15 protein-coding genes are annotated in these 18,031 nt (G+C 72.5%); 6 read left to right on the forward strand and 9 right to left on the reverse strand.

What is annotated here, in order from left to right:
• From NFU81_RS24355 to NFU81_RS24375, 5 genes are all read right to left on the reverse strand, one after another.
• Positions 1-266: AMP-binding protein (locus NFU81_RS24355; RefSeq protein ID WP_251493481.1), on the reverse strand; the 266-nt coding region annotated here is incomplete at its 3' end.
• Positions 266-1,030, reverse strand: coding sequence for a glycosyltransferase family A protein (locus NFU81_RS24360; protein WP_251493484.1), 765 nt, complete (start codon positions 1,028-1,030; stop codon positions 266-268). The genes NFU81_RS24360 and NFU81_RS24355, both read right to left, overlap by 1 nt.
• A gap of 38 nt (positions 1,031-1,068) precedes the next feature.
• Complete coding sequence (locus NFU81_RS24365; RefSeq protein WP_251493487.1) at positions 1,069-2,097, reverse strand: 3-oxoacyl-ACP synthase III family protein; 1,029 nt, start codon at positions 2,095-2,097, stop codon at positions 1,069-1,071.
• Positions 2,098-2,193: 96 nt separating this feature from the next.
• A complete protein-coding gene (locus tag NFU81_RS24370) occupies positions 2,194-2,919 on the reverse strand; it encodes a dienelactone hydrolase family protein (protein ID WP_251493490.1) in 726 nt (241 codons plus the stop codon).
• 97 nt (positions 2,920-3,016) lie between these two features.
• Positions 3,017-3,694, reverse strand: a complete 678-nt coding sequence (locus NFU81_RS24375) for a GNAT family N-acetyltransferase (RefSeq protein ID WP_251493493.1) — start codon at positions 3,692-3,694, stop codon at positions 3,017-3,019.
• 117 nt (positions 3,695-3,811) lie between these two features.
• On the opposite strand from NFU81_RS24375, the gene NFU81_RS24380 reads away from it, so the two are divergent.
• Positions 3,812-4,678 (forward strand): prephenate dehydratase, encoded by an 867-nt coding sequence (locus NFU81_RS24380; RefSeq protein WP_251493496.1) that lies wholly within the window; start codon positions 3,812-3,814, stop codon positions 4,676-4,678.
• Between the two features lie 13 nt (positions 4,679-4,691).
• Here NFU81_RS24380 and NFU81_RS24385 read toward each other — a convergent pair whose 3' ends face one another.
• The 4 genes from NFU81_RS24385 to NFU81_RS24400 all read right to left on the reverse strand — a co-directional run bounded on the left by NFU81_RS24385 (position 4,692) and on the right by NFU81_RS24400 (position 11,463).
• A complete protein-coding gene (locus NFU81_RS24385; RefSeq protein ID WP_251493499.1) occupies positions 4,692-5,177 on the reverse strand; it encodes a PRC-barrel domain-containing protein in 486 nt (161 codons plus the stop codon).
• Between the two features lie 109 nt (positions 5,178-5,286).
• Complete coding sequence (locus tag NFU81_RS24390; protein ID WP_251493502.1) at positions 5,287-7,101, reverse strand: ABC transporter ATP-binding protein; 1,815 nt, start codon at positions 7,099-7,101, stop codon at positions 5,287-5,289.
• Positions 7,102-7,233: 132 nt separating this feature from the next.
• Positions 7,234-10,194, reverse strand: coding sequence for a CBM35 domain-containing protein (locus NFU81_RS24395; protein ID WP_251493506.1), 2,961 nt, complete (start codon positions 10,192-10,194; stop codon positions 7,234-7,236).
• Between the two features lie 258 nt (positions 10,195-10,452).
• Positions 10,453-11,463 carry a LacI family DNA-binding transcriptional regulator gene (locus NFU81_RS24400; RefSeq protein ID WP_251493509.1) on the reverse strand — a complete coding sequence of 337 codons (1,011 nt, stop codon included), beginning with the start codon at positions 11,461-11,463 and terminating at the stop codon, positions 10,453-10,455.
• Positions 11,464-11,656: 193 nt separating this feature from the next.
• Between NFU81_RS24400 and NFU81_RS24405 the strand changes: the two genes are divergently transcribed.
• From NFU81_RS24405 to NFU81_RS24425, 5 genes are all read left to right on the forward strand, one after another.
• Positions 11,657-13,027 (forward strand): ABC transporter substrate-binding protein, encoded by a 1,371-nt coding sequence (locus NFU81_RS24405; RefSeq protein ID WP_251493513.1) that lies wholly within the window; start codon positions 11,657-11,659, stop codon positions 13,025-13,027.
• Positions 13,028-13,111: 84 nt separating this feature from the next.
• Positions 13,112-14,074 (forward strand): carbohydrate ABC transporter permease, encoded by a 963-nt coding sequence (locus NFU81_RS24410; RefSeq protein WP_422665275.1) that lies wholly within the window; start codon positions 13,112-13,114, stop codon positions 14,072-14,074.
• A gap of 29 nt (positions 14,075-14,103) precedes the next feature.
• Positions 14,104-15,018 carry a carbohydrate ABC transporter permease gene (locus tag NFU81_RS24415; protein ID WP_251493516.1) on the forward strand — a complete coding sequence of 305 codons (915 nt, stop codon included), beginning with the start codon at positions 14,104-14,106 and terminating at the stop codon, positions 15,016-15,018.
• An 88-nt stretch (positions 15,019-15,106) separates the two neighbouring features.
• Positions 15,107-16,798 carry a glycoside hydrolase family 13 protein gene (locus tag NFU81_RS24420; RefSeq protein WP_422665276.1) on the forward strand — a complete coding sequence of 564 codons (1,692 nt, stop codon included), beginning with the start codon at positions 15,107-15,109 and terminating at the stop codon, positions 16,796-16,798.
• A 29-nt stretch (positions 16,799-16,827) separates the two neighbouring features.
• Positions 16,828-18,000 (forward strand): LacI family DNA-binding transcriptional regulator, encoded by a 1,173-nt coding sequence (locus tag NFU81_RS24425; protein ID WP_251493534.1) that lies wholly within the window; start codon positions 16,828-16,830, stop codon positions 17,998-18,000.
• The last annotated feature ends 31 nt before the right edge of the window (positions 18,001-18,031 follow it).

The following is an 18,031-nucleotide window of genomic DNA, read 5'->3' on the forward strand; positions in this document are numbered from 1 at the left end:
GCGCCGGGGTCGAGCACCGCGGCCCGCGCGCCGAGCCGGTGCACCGCGAGCATCACGGCGAGCGCCCGCGGCCCGGGCCGTACGGCGACGCCGACGGTGCCGCCGCGCCCGACGCCCCGGGCGTGCAGGGCGGCGGTGTAGCGGTCGGCGAGATCGGCGAGATCCCCCCGGGTGGCCTTGGTGCGTACCGCTCCCGTCCTGGTGGTGCCGAGGACGGCGGGCCTGCCGGGGTCGGTCCGCAGGGTGCGGGCGAGTGCGTCGAGCATCAGCGGGGGTCCTCCCCGTTCCGGCCCGGTCCCCTGTCGAGGTACCACCGGGCGGTGCCGACGATGCCGTAGGCCCGCAGCCGCCGGGTGGAGTTCTCCACCACCATCGCGCGGGCGTGGACGATGGCGGCGGTGTGGCGGCGCACCCGGTTGAGGAAGAGCCGGTCGGTGGGCGAGGGCCGACGCGGCATCCCTCCCACCGCCTCGTACAACGCTGCCGTGATGGCCATGTTGTTGCCCGCGTGCATCCGGTAGGGGGCGAGGTAGCCGTGCCGGCGCCGGTGGGCGGGGCGTATCCGGCCGAAGATCGCGGCGAGGCGGACCAGGGCGCGGAAGGCGGCCCGCCCGAGCGGGCCGTGCTCGTCGCGGCGCGCGTCGATGCGCCCGCACACCAGGCCCGCGCCCTGCCGCAGGGCGCCGCGGGCGCCGGCGGTCCAGCCGGGGCGCGGCAGGCAGTCGGCGTCGGTACGGGCCAGCAGCGTCGCGCCGCGCCCGATGGCGTACCGGAAGCCGGTGTCGACCGCGCAACCCACTCCCTTGTCCGGCTCGCTGAGCACGTGGACGGGGAAGGGCGCCCGGCGGGCGAAGTCCCGCGCGAGGGCGGCGGTGCCGTCGGTCGAGGCGTTGTCGACGACCACGAGCGTGAAGTCCCGGTCGCGCTGGCCGGCGAGCGCGTCGAGCGTCGCCTCGATACGGGCGGCCTCCTGGTGCGCGGGCACCACCACCCACAGCGCGCTCGCCCGCGCTCCGTCCACCGCTCCCACGCGCGCCTCCCCCGCCGTCCCCGTGCGGGACTTCGCCCTCACGACTTCTCCCACACCATCGTCATGATGCTCACGCCGCCGCCCATCCCCACCAACAGCACCCGGTCCCCGGGGCTCAACTCGTCGTGGACGAGGTCGAGTTGCACGCCCAGGGTGGCACTGGCCATGTTGCCGAACTCCGGGACGGTGACGACGAGCCGATCCCTTGGCACCCCGGTCAGCTCCACGAAGCGCTCCAGGTAGGGCAGCGTGACCTGGTGCACCAGGATGTGCCGGAAGTCGCCCCACTCCAGGCCGGTGCGCCGCCGCATCCGGTCGAGCACCGAGGTGCCGACCTTCTCGAACGCCTCGCGCAGCCGGCTCCCGTCGCCGGTGAAGTACGTGTGCTCGTCGCCGCGCGGGTGCCGCGACCCGCCGCCGGCGATACCCCCGACCGGCCAGTGCTCGGAGCGGGTCTCGCCGTCCACGTCGATTATGCCGCCGCGCCGCACCGCCTCCAGGACGACGGCGGCTCCCGCGTCGCCGAAGGTGTAGCCGGCGAAGCCGTCCCTGAGCTGGTCGGGTCCCGCCGGGGCGTGCCGCACCGCCCGGCTCGGGGTCTCGCCGGTGACGACCAGCGCCCGGCGCGACCGGCCGGCGAGAATCATCGCGCGGGCCGTGTCGATGCCGTTGACGAAGCTGTTGCACGCGTTCGTCACGTCCAGCGCGTGCGCCCTCGACCCCAGCTCGTCCTGGACGATGTGCGCGGTGGCCGGTTCGGCGACGTCGCGGGTGGCGGAGGCGAACACCAGCAGGTCCACGTCGTCCGGTGCCAGCCCCGCCCTGTCCAGCGCCGTACGCGCCGCCCGCAGCGCGAGCGTCGAGGCGTACTCGCCCTCGGCGGCCACCCGGCGCGAGGCGATGCCGGTGGCCCGCTCCAGCATCCGCGGCGGCAGCCGGAGCCCGGAGGCGTCACTGATCCGGTCCTGCAACTGCTCGGAGGAGACGCTGAGTTCCGGCAGGCTCGCTGCGACCGCCGTGATGCCCGCGGTGAGCCGGGGGCGGTGGACCGCCTGGTCGATTGGCATGACCGGATACTATGGGCGGATTCGAACAGCTTGCCTGAGTACCCCTACTCAACGTCCCTGGGGACGTCACCATCCCGAACCGCGGTCGCCGGCCGGTCACTTCGTGAGGGGCAGGCATTCGGCGAGCAGGTCGACGACGTCGCGCCAGGCGCGCTGCGCGTGCAGCGGGTGGTGGCCGACGCCGGGGAGCACGGCCCCCTCGACCGAGGGGTGGTGGAAGGCGTGCACGGCGCCGCCGTAGACCACCAGGCGCCAGTCGACGCCCGCGGCCTGCATCTCGGCGGTGAACGCCTCCCGTTGGGCGGGCGGCATGATCGGGTCCTCCGACCCGACCCCGGCCCACACCGGGCAGCGGATGCGGGCCGCCTCGCCCGGCCGGCCCGTGGTGGTCGCGTTGACCGTGGCGATCGCGCGCAGGTCGACGCCGTCGCGCCCGAGTTCCAGCGCGATGGCGCCCCCGGTGCCGTAGCCGACGGCGGCGATCCGGTCGGGGTCGGTCCGCGGCTGCGCACGCAGCACGTCGAGCGCCGCGTGGCCGATGCTGCGCATCCGGTCGGGGTCGGCGAGCAGCGGCATCACGTGCGCCAGCATCTCCTGGGGGTCGGTGAACCAGCGCCCGCCGTTGATGTCGAAGGCCAGCACCACATACCCCAGCTCGGCCAGGGCGTCGGCCCTGCGGCGCTGGAAGTCGTTCAGCCCCGGCCCCTCCGGGCCGACCAGGACCGCGGGCCTGCGGCCGGTACCGGCCGGGAGTGCGAGGTGCCCGACCATCGTCAGGCCGTCGGCCGGGTACTCGACCGTGTGCGAGGTAACCGTCGTCATGGACCGGACGCTAGTGACGTTCCTGCCCGGACGGGCCGGTGTTCACCTCCGGCGGAAGGAAACGGGCCGGTGTTCACCGCAGGCGGAAGCGGCCCCCTCAGGGTGCGCCGAAGGTCACGCTGACCATGGGCGCGTGCGCCTGCCAGCCCAGCGCCTCGTACAGCGCGCGGCCGTCCACCGTGCCGACCAGGACACCGGTGCGGGCGCCGCGCTCCAGGGCGGCGTGCTGCAGCGTGCCCATCACCACCGAGCCGAGGCCCTTGCGCCGGTGCAGCGGCGAGGTCGCGATCCGGTCGGCGACCGCGGTCGCCCCGGTCGGCGTGATCTGGCCGCGGGCGGCGAGCGTGCCGTCCGGCGCCGTGACGGCCGCCCGTATCACCCCGCCCTGGACCCAGGTCCGCAGCCGGTGGCCGTCGGGGACGTCGACGGGGGTGTGCTGCAGCTCGGTGGTCATCAGGAAGCCCGGCGTCCCCAGTGTCCAGCCCGGTACGAGCCAGGGGGCGACGACGTCCTCGGCCGTGTGCGGGGCGCCGGGCGCGATCGACACCTGCGGCAGGAACACCTTGAGCCACCGGCCGGGCGCCGCGCGCTCGGCCGCGAGCCTGCGGACCGTCGCCTCGTCGCCGTCGGGCAGCACGTGCCGCCCGGACTGGGCGAACTCCCCCACGTCGATCGTCCACCCCCAGGGCTCGGGCACCGGGTCCGCCGCGCCTCGCGAGACCACCCAGCCGTCGATCCAGGACCGCACCAGAGGCGTAAGCGATGAAGTGCTCATGGGTCCATTACACCGTAGGCGGTAGGCTGATCGTGACCCGCAGGTCGCCGTATGATCCGGAGGGCTCTCCCGCCAGGAGGCCGACGGCACCCGTGCGGGTGGGAAGCTGAGGTTCGAGTGATCACCATCGCCTACCAGGGGGAGCCGGGGTCCAACTCCGCCGCCGCGACGGCCGACCTCTACCCCGGCAGCACGGGGATGCCCTGCACGAGCTTCGAGCAGGCGCTGGACGCGGTGACGCTGGGCACCGCCGACCTCGCGGTGATCCCGGTGGACAACTCGGCCGCGGGCCGCGTCGCGGACGTGCACCACCTGCTGCCCGAGTCGGGGCTCTCCCTCATCGGGGAGTACTTCCTGCCCATCCGCTTCGACCTGGTCGTCGTCCCGGACGGGACGGCCGAGCAGATCGAGTGCGTCCGCAGCCATGTGCACGCCCTGGGCCAGTGCCGCAAGATCCTGCGCGAGGGCGGCTGGCGGACGCTGGTCACGCAGGACACGGCGGGCGCCGCACGCGAGGTGGCGGAGCTGGGCGACCCCCGCCACGCGGCCCTGGCGCCGCCGGCCGCGGCCCGCGAGTACGGGCTGCGCGTGGTGCGGGCCGGTGTCGAGGACGACCCCGACAACACCACCCGCTTCGTCGTCCTGTCCCGCGACGCGGTCACCCCGCAGGACACCGGCGCACCGACGATGTCCAGCCTGTTCTTCTGCGTGCGCAACATCCCCAGCGCGCTGTACAAGGCGCTGGGCGGCTTCGCCAGCAACGCCGTGAACATCACCAAGATCGAGAGCTACCAGATCGGCGCCGGGCTGCACCCGGCCCGCTTCTACATCGAGATCGAGGGGCACCCCGACGAGCGCCGGGTCGCGCTGGCCCTGGAGGAGCTGGACTTCTTCTCGTCCGAGGTGCGCGTGCTGGGCGTCTACCCGGCCCATCCGCACCGCCGCGCGGGCCGCGAGCAGCAGGCGGCGGGCGCGGCTTCCTGAGCCGGGGGCGTGGTCAGTCGTCCTCGTCGGGTTCGTACCGGTGAAGCCGCGCGGCCGGGGTCTCCAGTGCGAGTTCCCTGACGCCCTCCAGGTCCGCCTCCCCCTCGACGATCGGCCACTTCGGGCGGTCGTCGCCGACGCCGGGCGCCCCGGACGCCTCCTCGGCGGGTGTGGCCAGCCCGTAGTGCAGGTACAGCTCCTGCTCCTGGGCGAGGCCGAGGTGCTGCTCGGCCTCCATCCTGGGCGCGCTGAGCACCGCCTCCGCGGTGCACGCCAGGTCGAGCACGCCCCGCCGGGTGTGCGTGGCGCCCTCCAGCGGGACGAAGGTGTCGCCGCTGCCCGGGCCGTGCTCGTGGGTGAGCACCACGGTCACCCACTCGGGCGCGCGCCCGAGGTCCTCCACGTACACGTCGCCGACGGCCCCGATCCGTTTGCCGTCCCGGTCGTAGGCGGTCAGCCGCCTGAGCGCCTCCGGGTCCGCAAGGACGTCCTCGGCCATAAGAGGTCACTCCTCCGGTGAAGGGCTCGCAGCCGCGCCGGTTGCCCTCCCACCGTAAGCACCCGCCCGAACGGGCGCACGCGCTGGCATCCCGCCCCTGGCGGCGGGATCAGTGCAGGTCGGCCCGCGCGGGGGCGTCGTCGAGGAAGCCGCCCGACTGGTGCTGCCAGAGCTTCGCATAGGCACCGCCGGCCGCCAGCAGGTCCTGGTGGCTGCCCTGCTCGACGATGCGTCCGTGGTCGAGGACGACCAGCCGGTCCATGGTGGCGACGGTGCTCAGCCGGTGCGCCACCACGAGCGCGGTGCGCCCGTCCATGAGCCGCCACAGCGCCTCCTGGACCAGGATCTCGCTCTCGGAGTCCAGGGCGCTGGTCGCCTCGTCGAGCAGCAGGATCGGCGCGTCGCGCAGGATCGCCCTGGCCAGCGCGACCCGCTGGCGCTGCCCGCCGGAGAGCTTGACCCCGCGTTCGCCCACCAGGGTGTCGAAGCCGTCGGGCAGCGCGTCGGCGAAGTCCGCGACATGCGCGGCCTCCGCCGCGCGGCGGATCTCGGCCTCGGTGGCGTCGGGCCGGGCGAACGCGATGTTCTCCCGCAGGGTGCGGTGGAACATCGCCGGGTCCTGCGGCACGTAGGCCATCAGGCCGCGCAGGTCGGCCTGGCGCAGCCGGCTGATGTCCTGGCCGCCGATCGTGATCCGGCCGGCGTCGATGTCGGACATCCGCAGCAGCAGCCGGGTCAGCGTGGTCTTGCCGCCGCCCGACCGCCCGACCAGGCCGATCCTCGTGCCGCCGGGCACGTCCAGGTCGAGGTCCTGGAACAGCGGCTCCGCGCCGGCGTGCGCGAAGGTGACCCGCTCGAAGCGGACGTCGGCGGCCCGCCCGCGCAGCGGCTCGGGCGACACGGGGTCGACCACGGTCGGCGGGGTCAGCAGCAGCTCGGTGAACTGCGCGGCCTCCGTGACGGCGCTCTCCAGCCGGCGGTAGATCTGGTTGAACTCGAACATGATCCGGGTGGCGTTGGAGTAGTAGGTGAAGGCGACCACGATCGCCTCCACGCTGTGGGTGCCCCCGCCGAGGGTGACCGCGAGCAGCAGGCCGAGCGCGTTGGTCAGCACCGACAGCGGCGCGACCAGCGTGTCGATCCGCAGGTTGCCGTAGTCCCAGGAGCGCAGCGACAGCCGTTTGGACTCCGCGACCCGGGAGCGGTGTTCCGCGGCCTCGCGTTCCTCGGCAGCGAAGGCCCGGACGGTGTCGATGTTCATCAGGCTGTCGGCGACATGGCCGGCCACCCGGGCGATCGCCTCCTCGCGCTGGTTGACCAGGGCCTGCCGGCGGCGGATCAGCGGCGCCACGACCAGCGCCGTCACCGCGATCATCGCCAGCAGCCCGACGACCAGCAGGGGCTGGTAGAGCCAGAGCACCACGCAGCCGAACAGCAGCGGCACCAGGTTGCCCACCACCTGGAAGGTCAGCGTGTCGACGAACTCCTCGAAGCGGGACGCGAAGCTCAGCACCCGCTTGGTCAGCGATCCGGCGAAGCTGTTGTGGAAGAAGTCGGCGTCCTTGGCGAACAGCTCGTCCATGCCGAGGACGTAGAGGTGCTCGATGCCGCGGGCGTCGACCCGGTTCAGGCAGTGGAAGCCGAGTCGCCACAGCACCTCGCCGAAGAGCATGACGCCGGTGAAGGCCAGGACGTAGGGCAGGGCCGTGCCGACCGCGATGCCGGAGTCGTCGGCGACCCGGCCGACGAGCTTGGCGACGAACAGCGGTGCGACGTAGTTGATGCCGGTGGAGCCCAGCGCCGGAAGCAGCATCGCGGGCACCGTGATCCACCGGAGCCGGGCCAGCTCCCGGCCGTAGTACCGCAGCGCGAGGACCACCGAGCCGCGCCGCGGCGCACCCTCGCGGGACTCGGGCGATTCCATCCCCCACCCCCTGTGTGTCGTGCACGAATGCCCGCCACCTTTTCGGGGAGGCCAGGAAGGGAAGTGTCCCGCGAGGGCACCGGCGTGGTCCAAGCGTTTTTCTCGGCCGGGCGCGCTACCGGTGACGGACCGTCAGAACCCGGAGTTCCCGGGGCCGCGGGTGATCGGGTAGCCGCCGGGGTTGTTCAGTCCGCCGGACGCCGTGCCGCTGACGGTGGTGTTGCTGACCGTCATGCCGCCGGTGACGTTGTTGATGTCGAAGCCGTAGGTTCCGGCGCCGGTGATGGTGTCGCGGTCCAGGGTCAGGCCGCTGATCCGGTGGGCGTAGCTGAGCAGGACGGCCTGGTAGGAGCTGTCCTTGACGGTGTTGCCCGTGACGGTCACCGGCTGGGTGATGTCGCCCTTGGCGTCGGCGAAGATCCACAGGGCGCCGATGTCGGAGTTCCAGTTGTCGTTGTGCGAACCGGCGCGGGTCAGCACGTTGTCGCGGATGGTGGTCGGTCCTGAGAAGTTCTGGCCGAAGGCGGTGCTGACGTTGATGCCGGAGCCGAAGGCGACGGTGTCGCTGACCGCGTTGTTCTCCACGACGTTGTCGCCGCCGCCGTAGACCCCGATGCCGCCCGCCTGGATCGGCGACTGCACGGTGTTGTGCGAGACGGTGCAGTGGGTGACGTCGCCGCCCTCGGTGTCCAGGGCGATGTTGTCGTCACCGGTGTTGCGGACGTTGGACTGCTCGACCCGGGTGCCGGAGGAGCCGCCGTGCACGTGGATGCCGTCGGCGTAGATGTCGCGCGCCCTCGCCCCGGCGACGTCCAGGCCGGTGCCGGGCACCGCCCACAGGCCGACCTTGGCGTGCTCCATCCACACGTCGAGGATCAGCGAGCCCGAGGCGAAGGAGCCCTCGATCGCGGGTGCGCCCTGGTCGTTGTTGCGGAAGGTGTGGTCGCCGGAGATCGTCAGGTCGGCGATCTGGTTGCGGCCGCCGGTCGCGTAGAGGCCGCCATCGCCGTTCTCCGCGGTGGACTGCAGCGTGGTGTACCACTGGCCCGCGCCGCGCAGCGCGACGTCGGCGAGGTTGACCCGGCCGGAGATGCCGTACGTGCCGGCCGGCAGCCACAGGCCCTGGCCGGTGCCGGACAGGCCGGCGAGCGCGCTGTTGAGTGCCGCGGTGACGTCGCCGCCGCCGGGGGTGATGCCGTAGGTCGCCGCGGAGACGTAGCCGGCGGGCATCGCGTAGGAGGGGTCGACCAGTTCGGTGTCGACGGTGTCGATCGTGAAGGTGCCGCCCGCGGTGCTGTCCTTCTGGAGCTTCAGCACCGTGCCGGCGGGCCAGGTGCCGGAGTTCTTGTAGCGCACGTCGTCGTAGAAGTGGTGGCCTGAGCCGTCGGCGGGGTTGTTGGTGTCGTAGTAGCCGCCGCCGTAGAGCCAGGAGTACTTGTTGGTCAGCGTCAGGTCGGTGACCTTGGTGCCGCCGGCGTACAGGGCGAGCGGGGCGGTGGCCGGCGAGCCGTCGGAGGTGTCGGGGATCGAGTAGCGCACGACGACGGAGTTGGCCGGCTTGGCCAGGGTGAGCTGGACGTACGTGCCCGTGCCGGTGAGCTGGACGGCGCTGCGGCCGGTGGCCTCGGCTTGAAGCGAGGGATAGGCGCGGCTGACCGGCAGCACGCTGCCGTTGGTGGTGGCGTCGGCGGCGCGGTATTCGGTGTACGGCAGGGTCGCGCCCTGGGCGGCCGGCGCGCTGCCGCCGGAGATCGCCACGCCGTCGACGGCGACGCCGCCGGTGTCGCCCGCGTCGTGCTGGAGGCCGATGAGGTTCAGGCCTGAGCGCAGCGCGACGGAGGCCGAGGCGGACTGCCAGCCGCTGCCCGCGGGCAGCGTGAGCCGGGAGTTCTTGACGCCGTTGACGTACAGGGTGAGGGTCTGCGCCGAGCCGGTGGAGTTGGCGTAGGTGACGGTGACGGGGTAGGTGCCGGCCGACGGGACGGCGGTGTCGATCTGGGTCTGGGCGCCCTGGGCGGTGAAGCCGGTCAGGTAGCCGCTGCCGGCGTAGCCGGCGATCGAGGTGCCGACCGCGGGGCCGCCGGTGGCGAAGGCCGTGGCCGCGTCGTAGGTCTGCCCGCCGCCGGGCGGGGTCGTCGGCGGGGTGGTGGGCGGCGTGGTCGGCGTCGTCGCCTGGACGGTGATGTTGTCGAGGTTGACGTTGCCGTTGTCGGTGCTGTCGAAGCGGTACGCCACGGTGTTCGCGCCGGCGGCCAGCGTCAGGTTCTCGGTGGCGGTGCCCCAACTGTTCCAGTCGGCGGTCGCGGGCAGCGAGGTGGTGACCGCCTTGCTGCCGTTGACGTACACCGACAGGGTGCGGGTGGAACCGGTGCCGTTGGCGTAGCGCAGGGCGACGGGGGTGCTGCCGGCGCTCGCGGCGGTCACGGAGAAGGTGGTCGCGGCGGCGCCCTTGTTGCCGTCGGTGTAACCGCCGACGAAACCGCTGCCGGTGAAACCGGTGTGGTCGGCGCCGGCGACCGCGCCGCCGGACAGCGCGGCCGACTCGGCCTCGTACTGCCCGCTGGGCGGGGCCGGGGCGGCGGCGAGGGTGATGCCGTCGAGGTTGACGTTGCCGCTGTCGGCGCTGTCGAAGCGGTAGGCGACGGTGTCGCTGCCCGCCTTCAGCGTGACGGGGGTGGCGACGGTGCCCCAGGTGTTCCAGTCGGCGGTCGCCGGCAGCGAGATCCCGCTGACCCTGGCACCGTTGACGTAGACCGAGAGGGTCTGCGCGGCGGTCGTGCCGTTGGCGTAGCGCAGGGTGGAGACATAAGAGCCGGCGGTCGCGGCCGTCACGGAGAAGGTCGTCGCGGCGGCGCCCTTGTTGCCGTCGGTGTAACCCCCGACGAAACCGCTGCCGGTGAAACCGGTGTGGTCGGTGGCGACCACCGCGCCGCCGGACAGCGCGGCCGACTCGGCCTCGTAGCCGGTGCCCGCGGCGGATGCCGAGGCGCGCAGGGTGGTCCAGCAGGCGAGGGCGGCCAGCAGGGCGAGCAGCGTGATGACCGCGGCGGGCGCGGATCTGGGCAGGGAGGTGCCCCGGGGGGAAGTGGGCATGCAGGTGCTCCGCAACAGGAGGGGGGGTTGGTCGAGTGCGCCGCACCGTAGCCCCGGCCCATGGCGGGGGCAATGCGCGGCGGCGAACCCGCGGAAGCGCCGTGCACCGCCGCGCAATCCGGCTGTCGCCCGCGACATGGGCGCCGACCTGCGCGGACGCGCGCAGTACCGCGTCGGCGTTTGCGGCCGCCCGTGCATGCGGCGAAGCTTTTCCGTCCGTTTCTTGCTCGGATTTCCCTGCCTGCCAGGGGGGGTTGGCTAGGGCTGGGCGCCGTCGCGCGGGGCGGGGGCCGGTGCGGTGGAGTGGCGGACGACGAGTTCGGGTTCGTGGAGGAGTTCTTTGGGGGTGGGGTTGGTGCCGTTGATCTGGTTGGCGAGGAGGGTGACGGCGGCGCGGGACATGGCTTCGATGGGTTGGCGCAGGGTGGTCAGGGGTGGGTCGGTGTAGTTCATGAAGGCGGAGTCGTCGTAGCCGACGACGGACAGGTCGTGGGGGACGGTGAGTCCCTGGCGTCGGGCGGCGCGGATGGCGCCGAGGGCGAGGACGTCGCTGCCGCAGATGAGCGCGGTGATGCCGGTGGCGAGCAGTTCGGTGGCGACGGCCTGGCCGCCCTCGAAGGAGAAGAGCGCATTGCCGATCGGATGCGTCTTCTGCGACCCGGCACCCCGGTGGGCCAGCGCGGTGAAGGCGGCCGCCTTGCGGCGCGAGGGGGTGTGGTCGGCGGGGCCCACCATCAGCCCGATCCTGGTGTGGCCCAGCGACGTCAGATGCGCGTACGCCTGCTGGACCGCCGCCACGTCGTCCGTCGACACCTGCGGGAAACCGCCGTGGTCGACGGCGGCGTTCAGCAGCACCACGGGCACGTTGCGCGATCTGAGGGCCGCGCTCTCGTCCTCGGTGAGGCCGCCGCAGAAGATGACGCCGGAGACCTGCTGGTCCAGCAGCATCGTCACGTACTCCGCCTCGGTCAGCCCGCCCGCCGACCTGGTGCAGAGCACTGGCGTGAAGCCGAGCTGCACCAGCGCACCGCCGGCGACCTCCGCCAGCGCCGGGAAGATCGGGTTCTGCAGCTCGGGCAGCACCAGACCCACCAACCGCGCCCGGACCCCCCGCAGTTGCGTGGGCCGCTCGTAGCCCAGCACATCGAGCGCCGTCAGCACCGCCTGCCGCGTCGCGTCCGACACCCCGGGCCGGCCGTTCAAAACCCGGCTCACCGTCGCCTCGCTGACCCCGACCTTCTGGGCCACCTGCACGAGTTTGCGTACCATGAGCGCACTATATCCGCGGTTCGCTGCCGGATTTCTGCGTTATTTTTGCAGTCCTTCCAAGCGGTCATGACGGGCTCGTATGGTTTTTGCGTAAATGTGTTTCCGCATTGCGTGCCTGGTGCGGGGGACGTAACTTGTGCGTCACCTCGGGGGCGGCCGACCCCTCCACCACCCTCATGACCAGGGACGATTCATGACCGGTTTCGCGGCGGGCAGCAGAGCCCGCATCGCCCTCGCCGTCGCCACGGCGGCGGGCCTCGCCCTCGCAGTGAGCGCCTGCGGCGGCTCCTCCGGCTCGTCGGCCGCATCCGACGGCACCGTCACCATCACGGTGAACGACATGCCCGCCAAGACCGATCCGGTGAACCGGAAGATCTTCCTGGAGGACGTGGCGGCCTTCGAGAAGCTGCACCCGAAGATCAAGGTGGTGCCGCACGAGGGCCAGATGGACCCGCAGACCTTCGCCACCAAGCTGGCCGGCGGCCAGCTGGAGAACGCCTTCTACGTCTACTACACCGACCCGGCGGGCCTGATCGCCAAGCACCAGGCGGCCGACATCACCCCGTACCTGTCGCAGTTCCCGGCGGTGGAGCAGGTCAAGCCGCAGCTGCGCAAGGTCTTCCAGGACGCGGGCGGCCACACCTACGGCCTGCCCGAGGGCAACTACTCGATGGGCCTGGTCTACAACCGGGCGCTGTTCACGCAGGCCGGGCTCGACCCGGACAAGCCGCCGACGACCTGGGACGAGGTGCGGGCCGACGCCCAGAAGATCGCCGCCCTCGGCAAGGGCATGGTCGGCTACGGCGACTACAGCAAGTCCAACACCGGCGGCTGGCACTTCACCGCCGAGATGTACTCGCGCGGCGGCGACGTCGCCAAGCAGCAGTCGGACGGCGCCTGGAAGGCCGACTTCGACAACGCCACCGGCAAGGCGGTGCTCCAGCAACTGCACGACATGCGCTGGACCGACGACTCGATGGGGCAGCGCCAGCTGCTGGAGTGGGCGGACCTGCTGCAGATGATGGGCGCGGGCAAGCTCGGCATGTACCTCGCCACCGCCGACAACATCCCCACCATCGCCTCGCAGTACAAGGGCGACCCCAAGGACTACGGCCTCGGCCCGATCCCCGGCGGCAAGGGCACCCTGGCCGGCGGCGGCGGGTTCATGTTCAGCCCCAAGGACTCCCCCGCGCAGATCAAGGCCGCCATGGCCTGGGTGGCCTTCAAGTACGAGAACCCCGACCGCATCGAGATGGGCGCCCAGCGCGCGTCCCAGGCCAAGCAGCCGGTCGGCCTGCCGGAGCCCAACATCTGGACCGGTGCCGCCGCGCGGACCAAGTCCGCCGCCGACCAGAAGTACGCCAACCAGCCGGTCGCCAACTACGCGCCCTTCCAGCAGGCGCTGCCCGGCATCCCGCTGATCCTGGAGCCGCCGAAGGCCCAGCAGATCTACGCCGTGCTGGACACCGCCATGGCCAAGGTCCTCACCCAGAAGGACGCCGACATCGACGCCCTGCTGTCGGACGCCTCCAAGCAGGTCGACTCCCTGCTCGCGGCCCCGTAAGGCCGCGCCCGGACCCCGACCCGCACCACCCGCGGGCGGCGCCGAACCGGCGCGGCCCGCGGGCACCGACCAAGGAGATTCCCCATGGCCACTTCGCTGGCCCCCCGCCGTCCCGGACCCCCCGCGGCACCCGCCCGCGGCCGGAGCGGGGAGCGCTCCGCGCGCCGCGCCCGGCTGCGCCGCCGGGTCGCCGACAACGCCCTGGCGTACGCCTTCATGGCGGCCGGCATCGTGTGCTTCGCGGTGTTCTCGTGGTACCCGCTGTTCCGCGGCATCGTCCTGAGCTTCCAGCAGGACAACCTCATCACCGACCCGCAGTGGGTCGGCCTGGACAACTACCGCCACCTGTTCGACGACCCGCTGTTCTGGACGGCGTGGAAGAACACCGCCCAGTTCACCGGGCTCGCGCTGCTGCTGGGCTACGTGGTGCCGTTCGCGATCGCGGTGCTGCTCAACGAACTGCGGCACTTCAGGGCGTACTTCCGCATCGCGGTCTACCTGCCGGTGATGCTGCCGCCGATCGTCAGCGTGATGCTGTGGCAGTTCTTCTACGACCCCGGCGGCGGCCTGTTCAACACCGCGCTGCGCGGCGCGCACCTGCCCACCTCGCAGTGGATACAGTCGCCGCACACCGCGATGATCTCGCTGGTGCTGGTGTCCACCTGGGCCAACATGGGCGGTGCGACGCTGATGTACCTGGCCGCGCTCCAGGCCATCCCCGGCGAGCTGTTCGAGGCCGCGGAGCTGGACGGCGCCGGCATCTGGGCGCGGCTGCGGTACGTGACCCTGCCGCAGATGCGGTTCATCATGCTCGTCCTGCTGCTGCTGCAGATCATCTCCACGATGCAGGTGTTCATCGAGCCCTTCCAGCTGACCGGCTTCACCGACCCGTCGACCATCACCGTGATGACGCTGATCTACCGCTACGCCTTCGCCGTCAACAACGACTTCGGGCTCGCGGCGTCGATGAGCGTGCTGCTGTTCGCCGTGCTGGGCGTCTTCGCGGCGCTGTACCTGCGGCTGACCCGCGAAACGGACCAGGGATGACGGGCACAGGAGCACGAGGGACCACGACCATGACCGCGACCGCCAAAGCGCCCGCCGCCCCCGCCACCCGCAGCCTCATCTCCGACCAGGAGCTGGCCAGGCCGCGCAACCGCGTCGTCTACTTCGCCGTACTGGCCCTGACCACCGTGCTGTTCGCCGCGGCCTTCCTCTTCCCGCTGTACTGGATGGCCGGTTCCGCGCTGGAGACCCCGCGGGAGTTCGCCGCCCAGACGCCGACGCTGCTGCCCAAGTCCGTGCACGCCGCCGCCTACCGCGACGCGTGGAGCCAGATGGACATCGCGCACTTCTTCCTCAACACCGCCTGGTACGCGGCCGGCGGCTGGCTGATCCAGATATCGGTGGACGTGTGCGCCGCCTACGCGCTGTCCAAGCTGCGGCCGGCGTTCGGCAGGGCGATCTTCGCCGGGATGCTCGCCAGCCTGATGCTGCCCGCCGCGGCCCTGCTGGTGCCGGCCTACCTGACCGTCTCCGACCTGCCGCTGCTGCACCTGAACCTGCTCAACACGCCCTGGGCGCTGTGGCTGCCCGGCGCGGCCAACGCCTTCAACATCTACGTGCTGCGCCGCTTCTTCGACCAGATCCCCGGTGAACTCCTGGACGCCGCCAGCATCGACGGCGCCTCCCGGCTGCAGACGCTGCTGCGGGTGGTACTGCCGCTGTCCCGCCCGGTGCTCGCGGTGATCTCCATCTTCGCGGTCGTCGGGATGTGGAAGGACTTCCTGTGGCCGCTGCTGGTGCTCCAGGACCCCGACAAGCAGACGCTGTCGGTGGCACTGCACCGGCTGTCCACCTCCACCACGCAGGTGCCGCCGACCGAGATGATCGCCGGGCTGTCGATCGCCGCGGTGCCGATGATCGTCCTGTTCCTGCTCTTCCAGCGGCACATACTCGGCGGTCTGTCCGCGGGAGCGCTCAAGGGCTGACCCGCGGTACGCCCCCGGCCGCCCGGCACGCCCGGCGGCCCGGTCCGCCCTGCCCTGCGGACCGCCGATTCACCCCCTTCGTCCCACCATGCCCGCCAGCTCATCCAAGGAGTCCGCCCCCGTGGCCGATCAGCCCGCCCCCGCCCAGCACGCCCAGTGGTGGCGTGACGCCGTCATCTACCAGGTCTACCCGCGCTCCTTCGCCGACAGCGACGGCGACGGGATCGGCGACCTGACCGGTGTCCGCGACCGCCTGCCCTATCTGGCCGATCTCGGCGTGGACGCCCTGTGGTTCAGCCCCTGGTACGCCTCCCCGCAGGCCGACGCCGGATACGACGTCGCCGACTACCGGCGCATCGACCCCGCCTTCGGCACCCTGGAGCAGGCCGAGGAGCTGATCGCCGAGGCGCACGCCCTCGGCCTGAAGATCATCGTCGACGTGGTGCCCAACCACGTCTCCGACCGGCACGCCTGGTTCCAGGAGGCGCTGGCCGCGGGGCCGGGGGCCGAGGCCCGCGAGCTGTTCTGGTTCCGGCCCGGCCGCGGCGCGGACGGCGAACTGCCGCCCAACGACTGGCAGTCCGTCTTCGGCGGGCCGGCCTGGACCCGTACGCCCAGCCCGGACGGCACACCCGGCGAGTGGTACCTGCACCTGTTCGCGCCCGAGCAGCCGGACCTGAACTGGAACAACCCCAAGGTCCGCGAGGAGCACGAGAGCGTGCTGCGCTTCTGGTTCGACCGCGGCGCGGACGGGGTGCGGATCGACTCCGCGACGATGCCCGCGAAGGACCCCGCGCTGCCGGACTTCGACCCCGACGCGCCGCCGGTGCCGCACCCGTACATCGACCGCGACGACGTGCACGGCATCTACCGCGCCTGGCGGGCACTGGCCGACGGCTACGAGCGGCCGCGCGCGCTGATCGGCGAGGTGTGGCTCGCCGACCCGGTGCGCTTCTCGCACTACCTGCGGCCCGACGAGATGCACAGCGCCTTCAACTTCGACTACCTCAACTGCCCGTGGGACGCGGCCGACCTGCGCCGGGTCATCGACGCGACGCTGGCGGCGCACGCCTCGGTCGGCGCCCCCGCCAGCTGGGTGCTGTCCAACCACGACGTCACCCGGCACGTCACCCGCTACGGCCGCGCCGACACCTCCTTCGGGCTGTCGCTGCGGCAGCACCGGACGCCCACCGACCTGGAGCTGGGCGCCCGCAGGGCGCGGGCCGCGCTGCTGCTCGACCTCGCGCTGCCCGGCGGCTGCTACCTCTACCAGGGCGAGGAACTGGGCCTGTGGGAGGTCGAGGACATCCCCGACGAGCTGCGCCAGGACCCGATATTCCACCGCACCGGGGGCACCGACATCGGCCGTGACGGCTGCCGGGTGCCGCTGCCGTGGTCGGGCGACGCGCCCCCCTTCGGCTTCAGCCCCGACGGCGCCACCGCACCGCCGTGGCTGCCGCAGCCGGAGCAGTGGGCCGGCCACACCGCACAGGCCCAGGACGGCAGGCCCGACTCGATGCTCACCTTCTACCGCACGGCCCTGCGGTTGCGCCGCGACGAACCGGGGCTGCGCGGCGAGGACTTCGGCTGGCTGCCGGGCAGCGCACCGGGCGTCCTGGCCTTCTCCCGCGGCGACGGCTTCAGCTGCGTGGCGAACCTGTCGGGTACGGCGGTGCCGCTGCCCGCGGACGCCGAGGTCGTCCTCGCCAGCTCGCCGGACGTCGACCCCGCGGCGGGCGAACTCCCCGACGACACCACCGTGTGGCTGCGGCGGCACTGACCCGACCAGAGGAAGGCAGGCAGCACGTCATGACTCGGAGACTGGCGGAGGTCGCCAAGCGGGTGGGCGTCAGCGAGGCGACGGTGAGCCGGGTTTTGAACGGCCGGCCCGGGGTGTCGGACGCGACGCGGCAGGCGGTGCTGACGGCGCTCGATGTGCTGGGCTACGAGCGGCCCACGCAACTGCGGGGGGTCCGGGCGCGGTTGGTGGGTCTGGTGCTGCCCGAGCTGCAGAACCCGATCTTCCCGGCGCTGGCGGAGGTCGCCGGCGGTGCGCTGGTGCAGCTCGGCTTCACACCCGTGCTCTGCACCCGCACCGCGGGCGGCCTCACCGAGGCGGAGTACGTGACGATGCTGCTGGACCAGCAGGTCTCCGGCGTCATCTTCTGCGGCGGGCTGAGCACCGACGAGTACGGCACCCTGCTCCAGCGGGGCGTCCCGGTCGTGCTGCTCAACGCCGCGGTCGACTCCGCGGCGATCCAGGCGGCCCGGCAGCGCGACCGGCCCGCCGCCTCCGAGGGCCGGGCGGGCGTGCGTACCGCGGGGTACGCCGCCCGCCCGGCGGACCGGGGTGCCGCGCAGGCCCAGGACCGCAGGACGTCCCCGCCGATCGGCTTTCCGCAGGTGTCGACGGACGACGTGGCGGCGGTCCAGCAGGCCTACGCGCACCTGGCGTCGCTGGGCCACACCAGGATCGGGCTGATGGTCGGCCCCGCCGACCACACCCCCTCGCGCCGCAAGGCCGCCGCCTTCACCGCGCTCGCCCACCGCAGCGCCGGCTCCCCCGCCACCCACCCCATCGGCCACGCCCTCTTCTCCTTCGAGGGCGGCCAGGCCGTGGCCACCGAACTGCTGGCCACCGGTATCACCGCACTGATCTGCGGCAGCGACGTCCTCGCCCTCGGCGCCATCCGCGCCGCCCGACGGCAAGGACTCACCGTCCCCCACGACCTGTCCGTCGTCGGCTACGACGACTCCGCCTTCATGAACTACACCGACCCACCCCTGACCACCCTGCGCCAACCCATCGAAGCCATGTCCCGCGCCGCCGTCACCCTCCTCGCCAACCAGATCAACGGCACCAACCCCACCCCCAAAGAACTCCTCCACGAACCCGAACTCGTCGTCCGCCACTCCACCGCACCCCGTCACCCGTCCGCCCTCGGCTCCTCCCCCAACCTGCGCGCGGTGCGGGCAGAGTGAGGGCGAGCCGAGGGCGGATTCACCGCGGCGG

The sequence above is a fragment of the Actinacidiphila cocklensis genome (assembly GCF_907177275.1).
GTDB classification, from domain to species: domain Bacteria; phylum Actinomycetota; class Actinomycetes; order Streptomycetales; family Streptomycetaceae; genus Actinacidiphila; species Actinacidiphila cocklensis.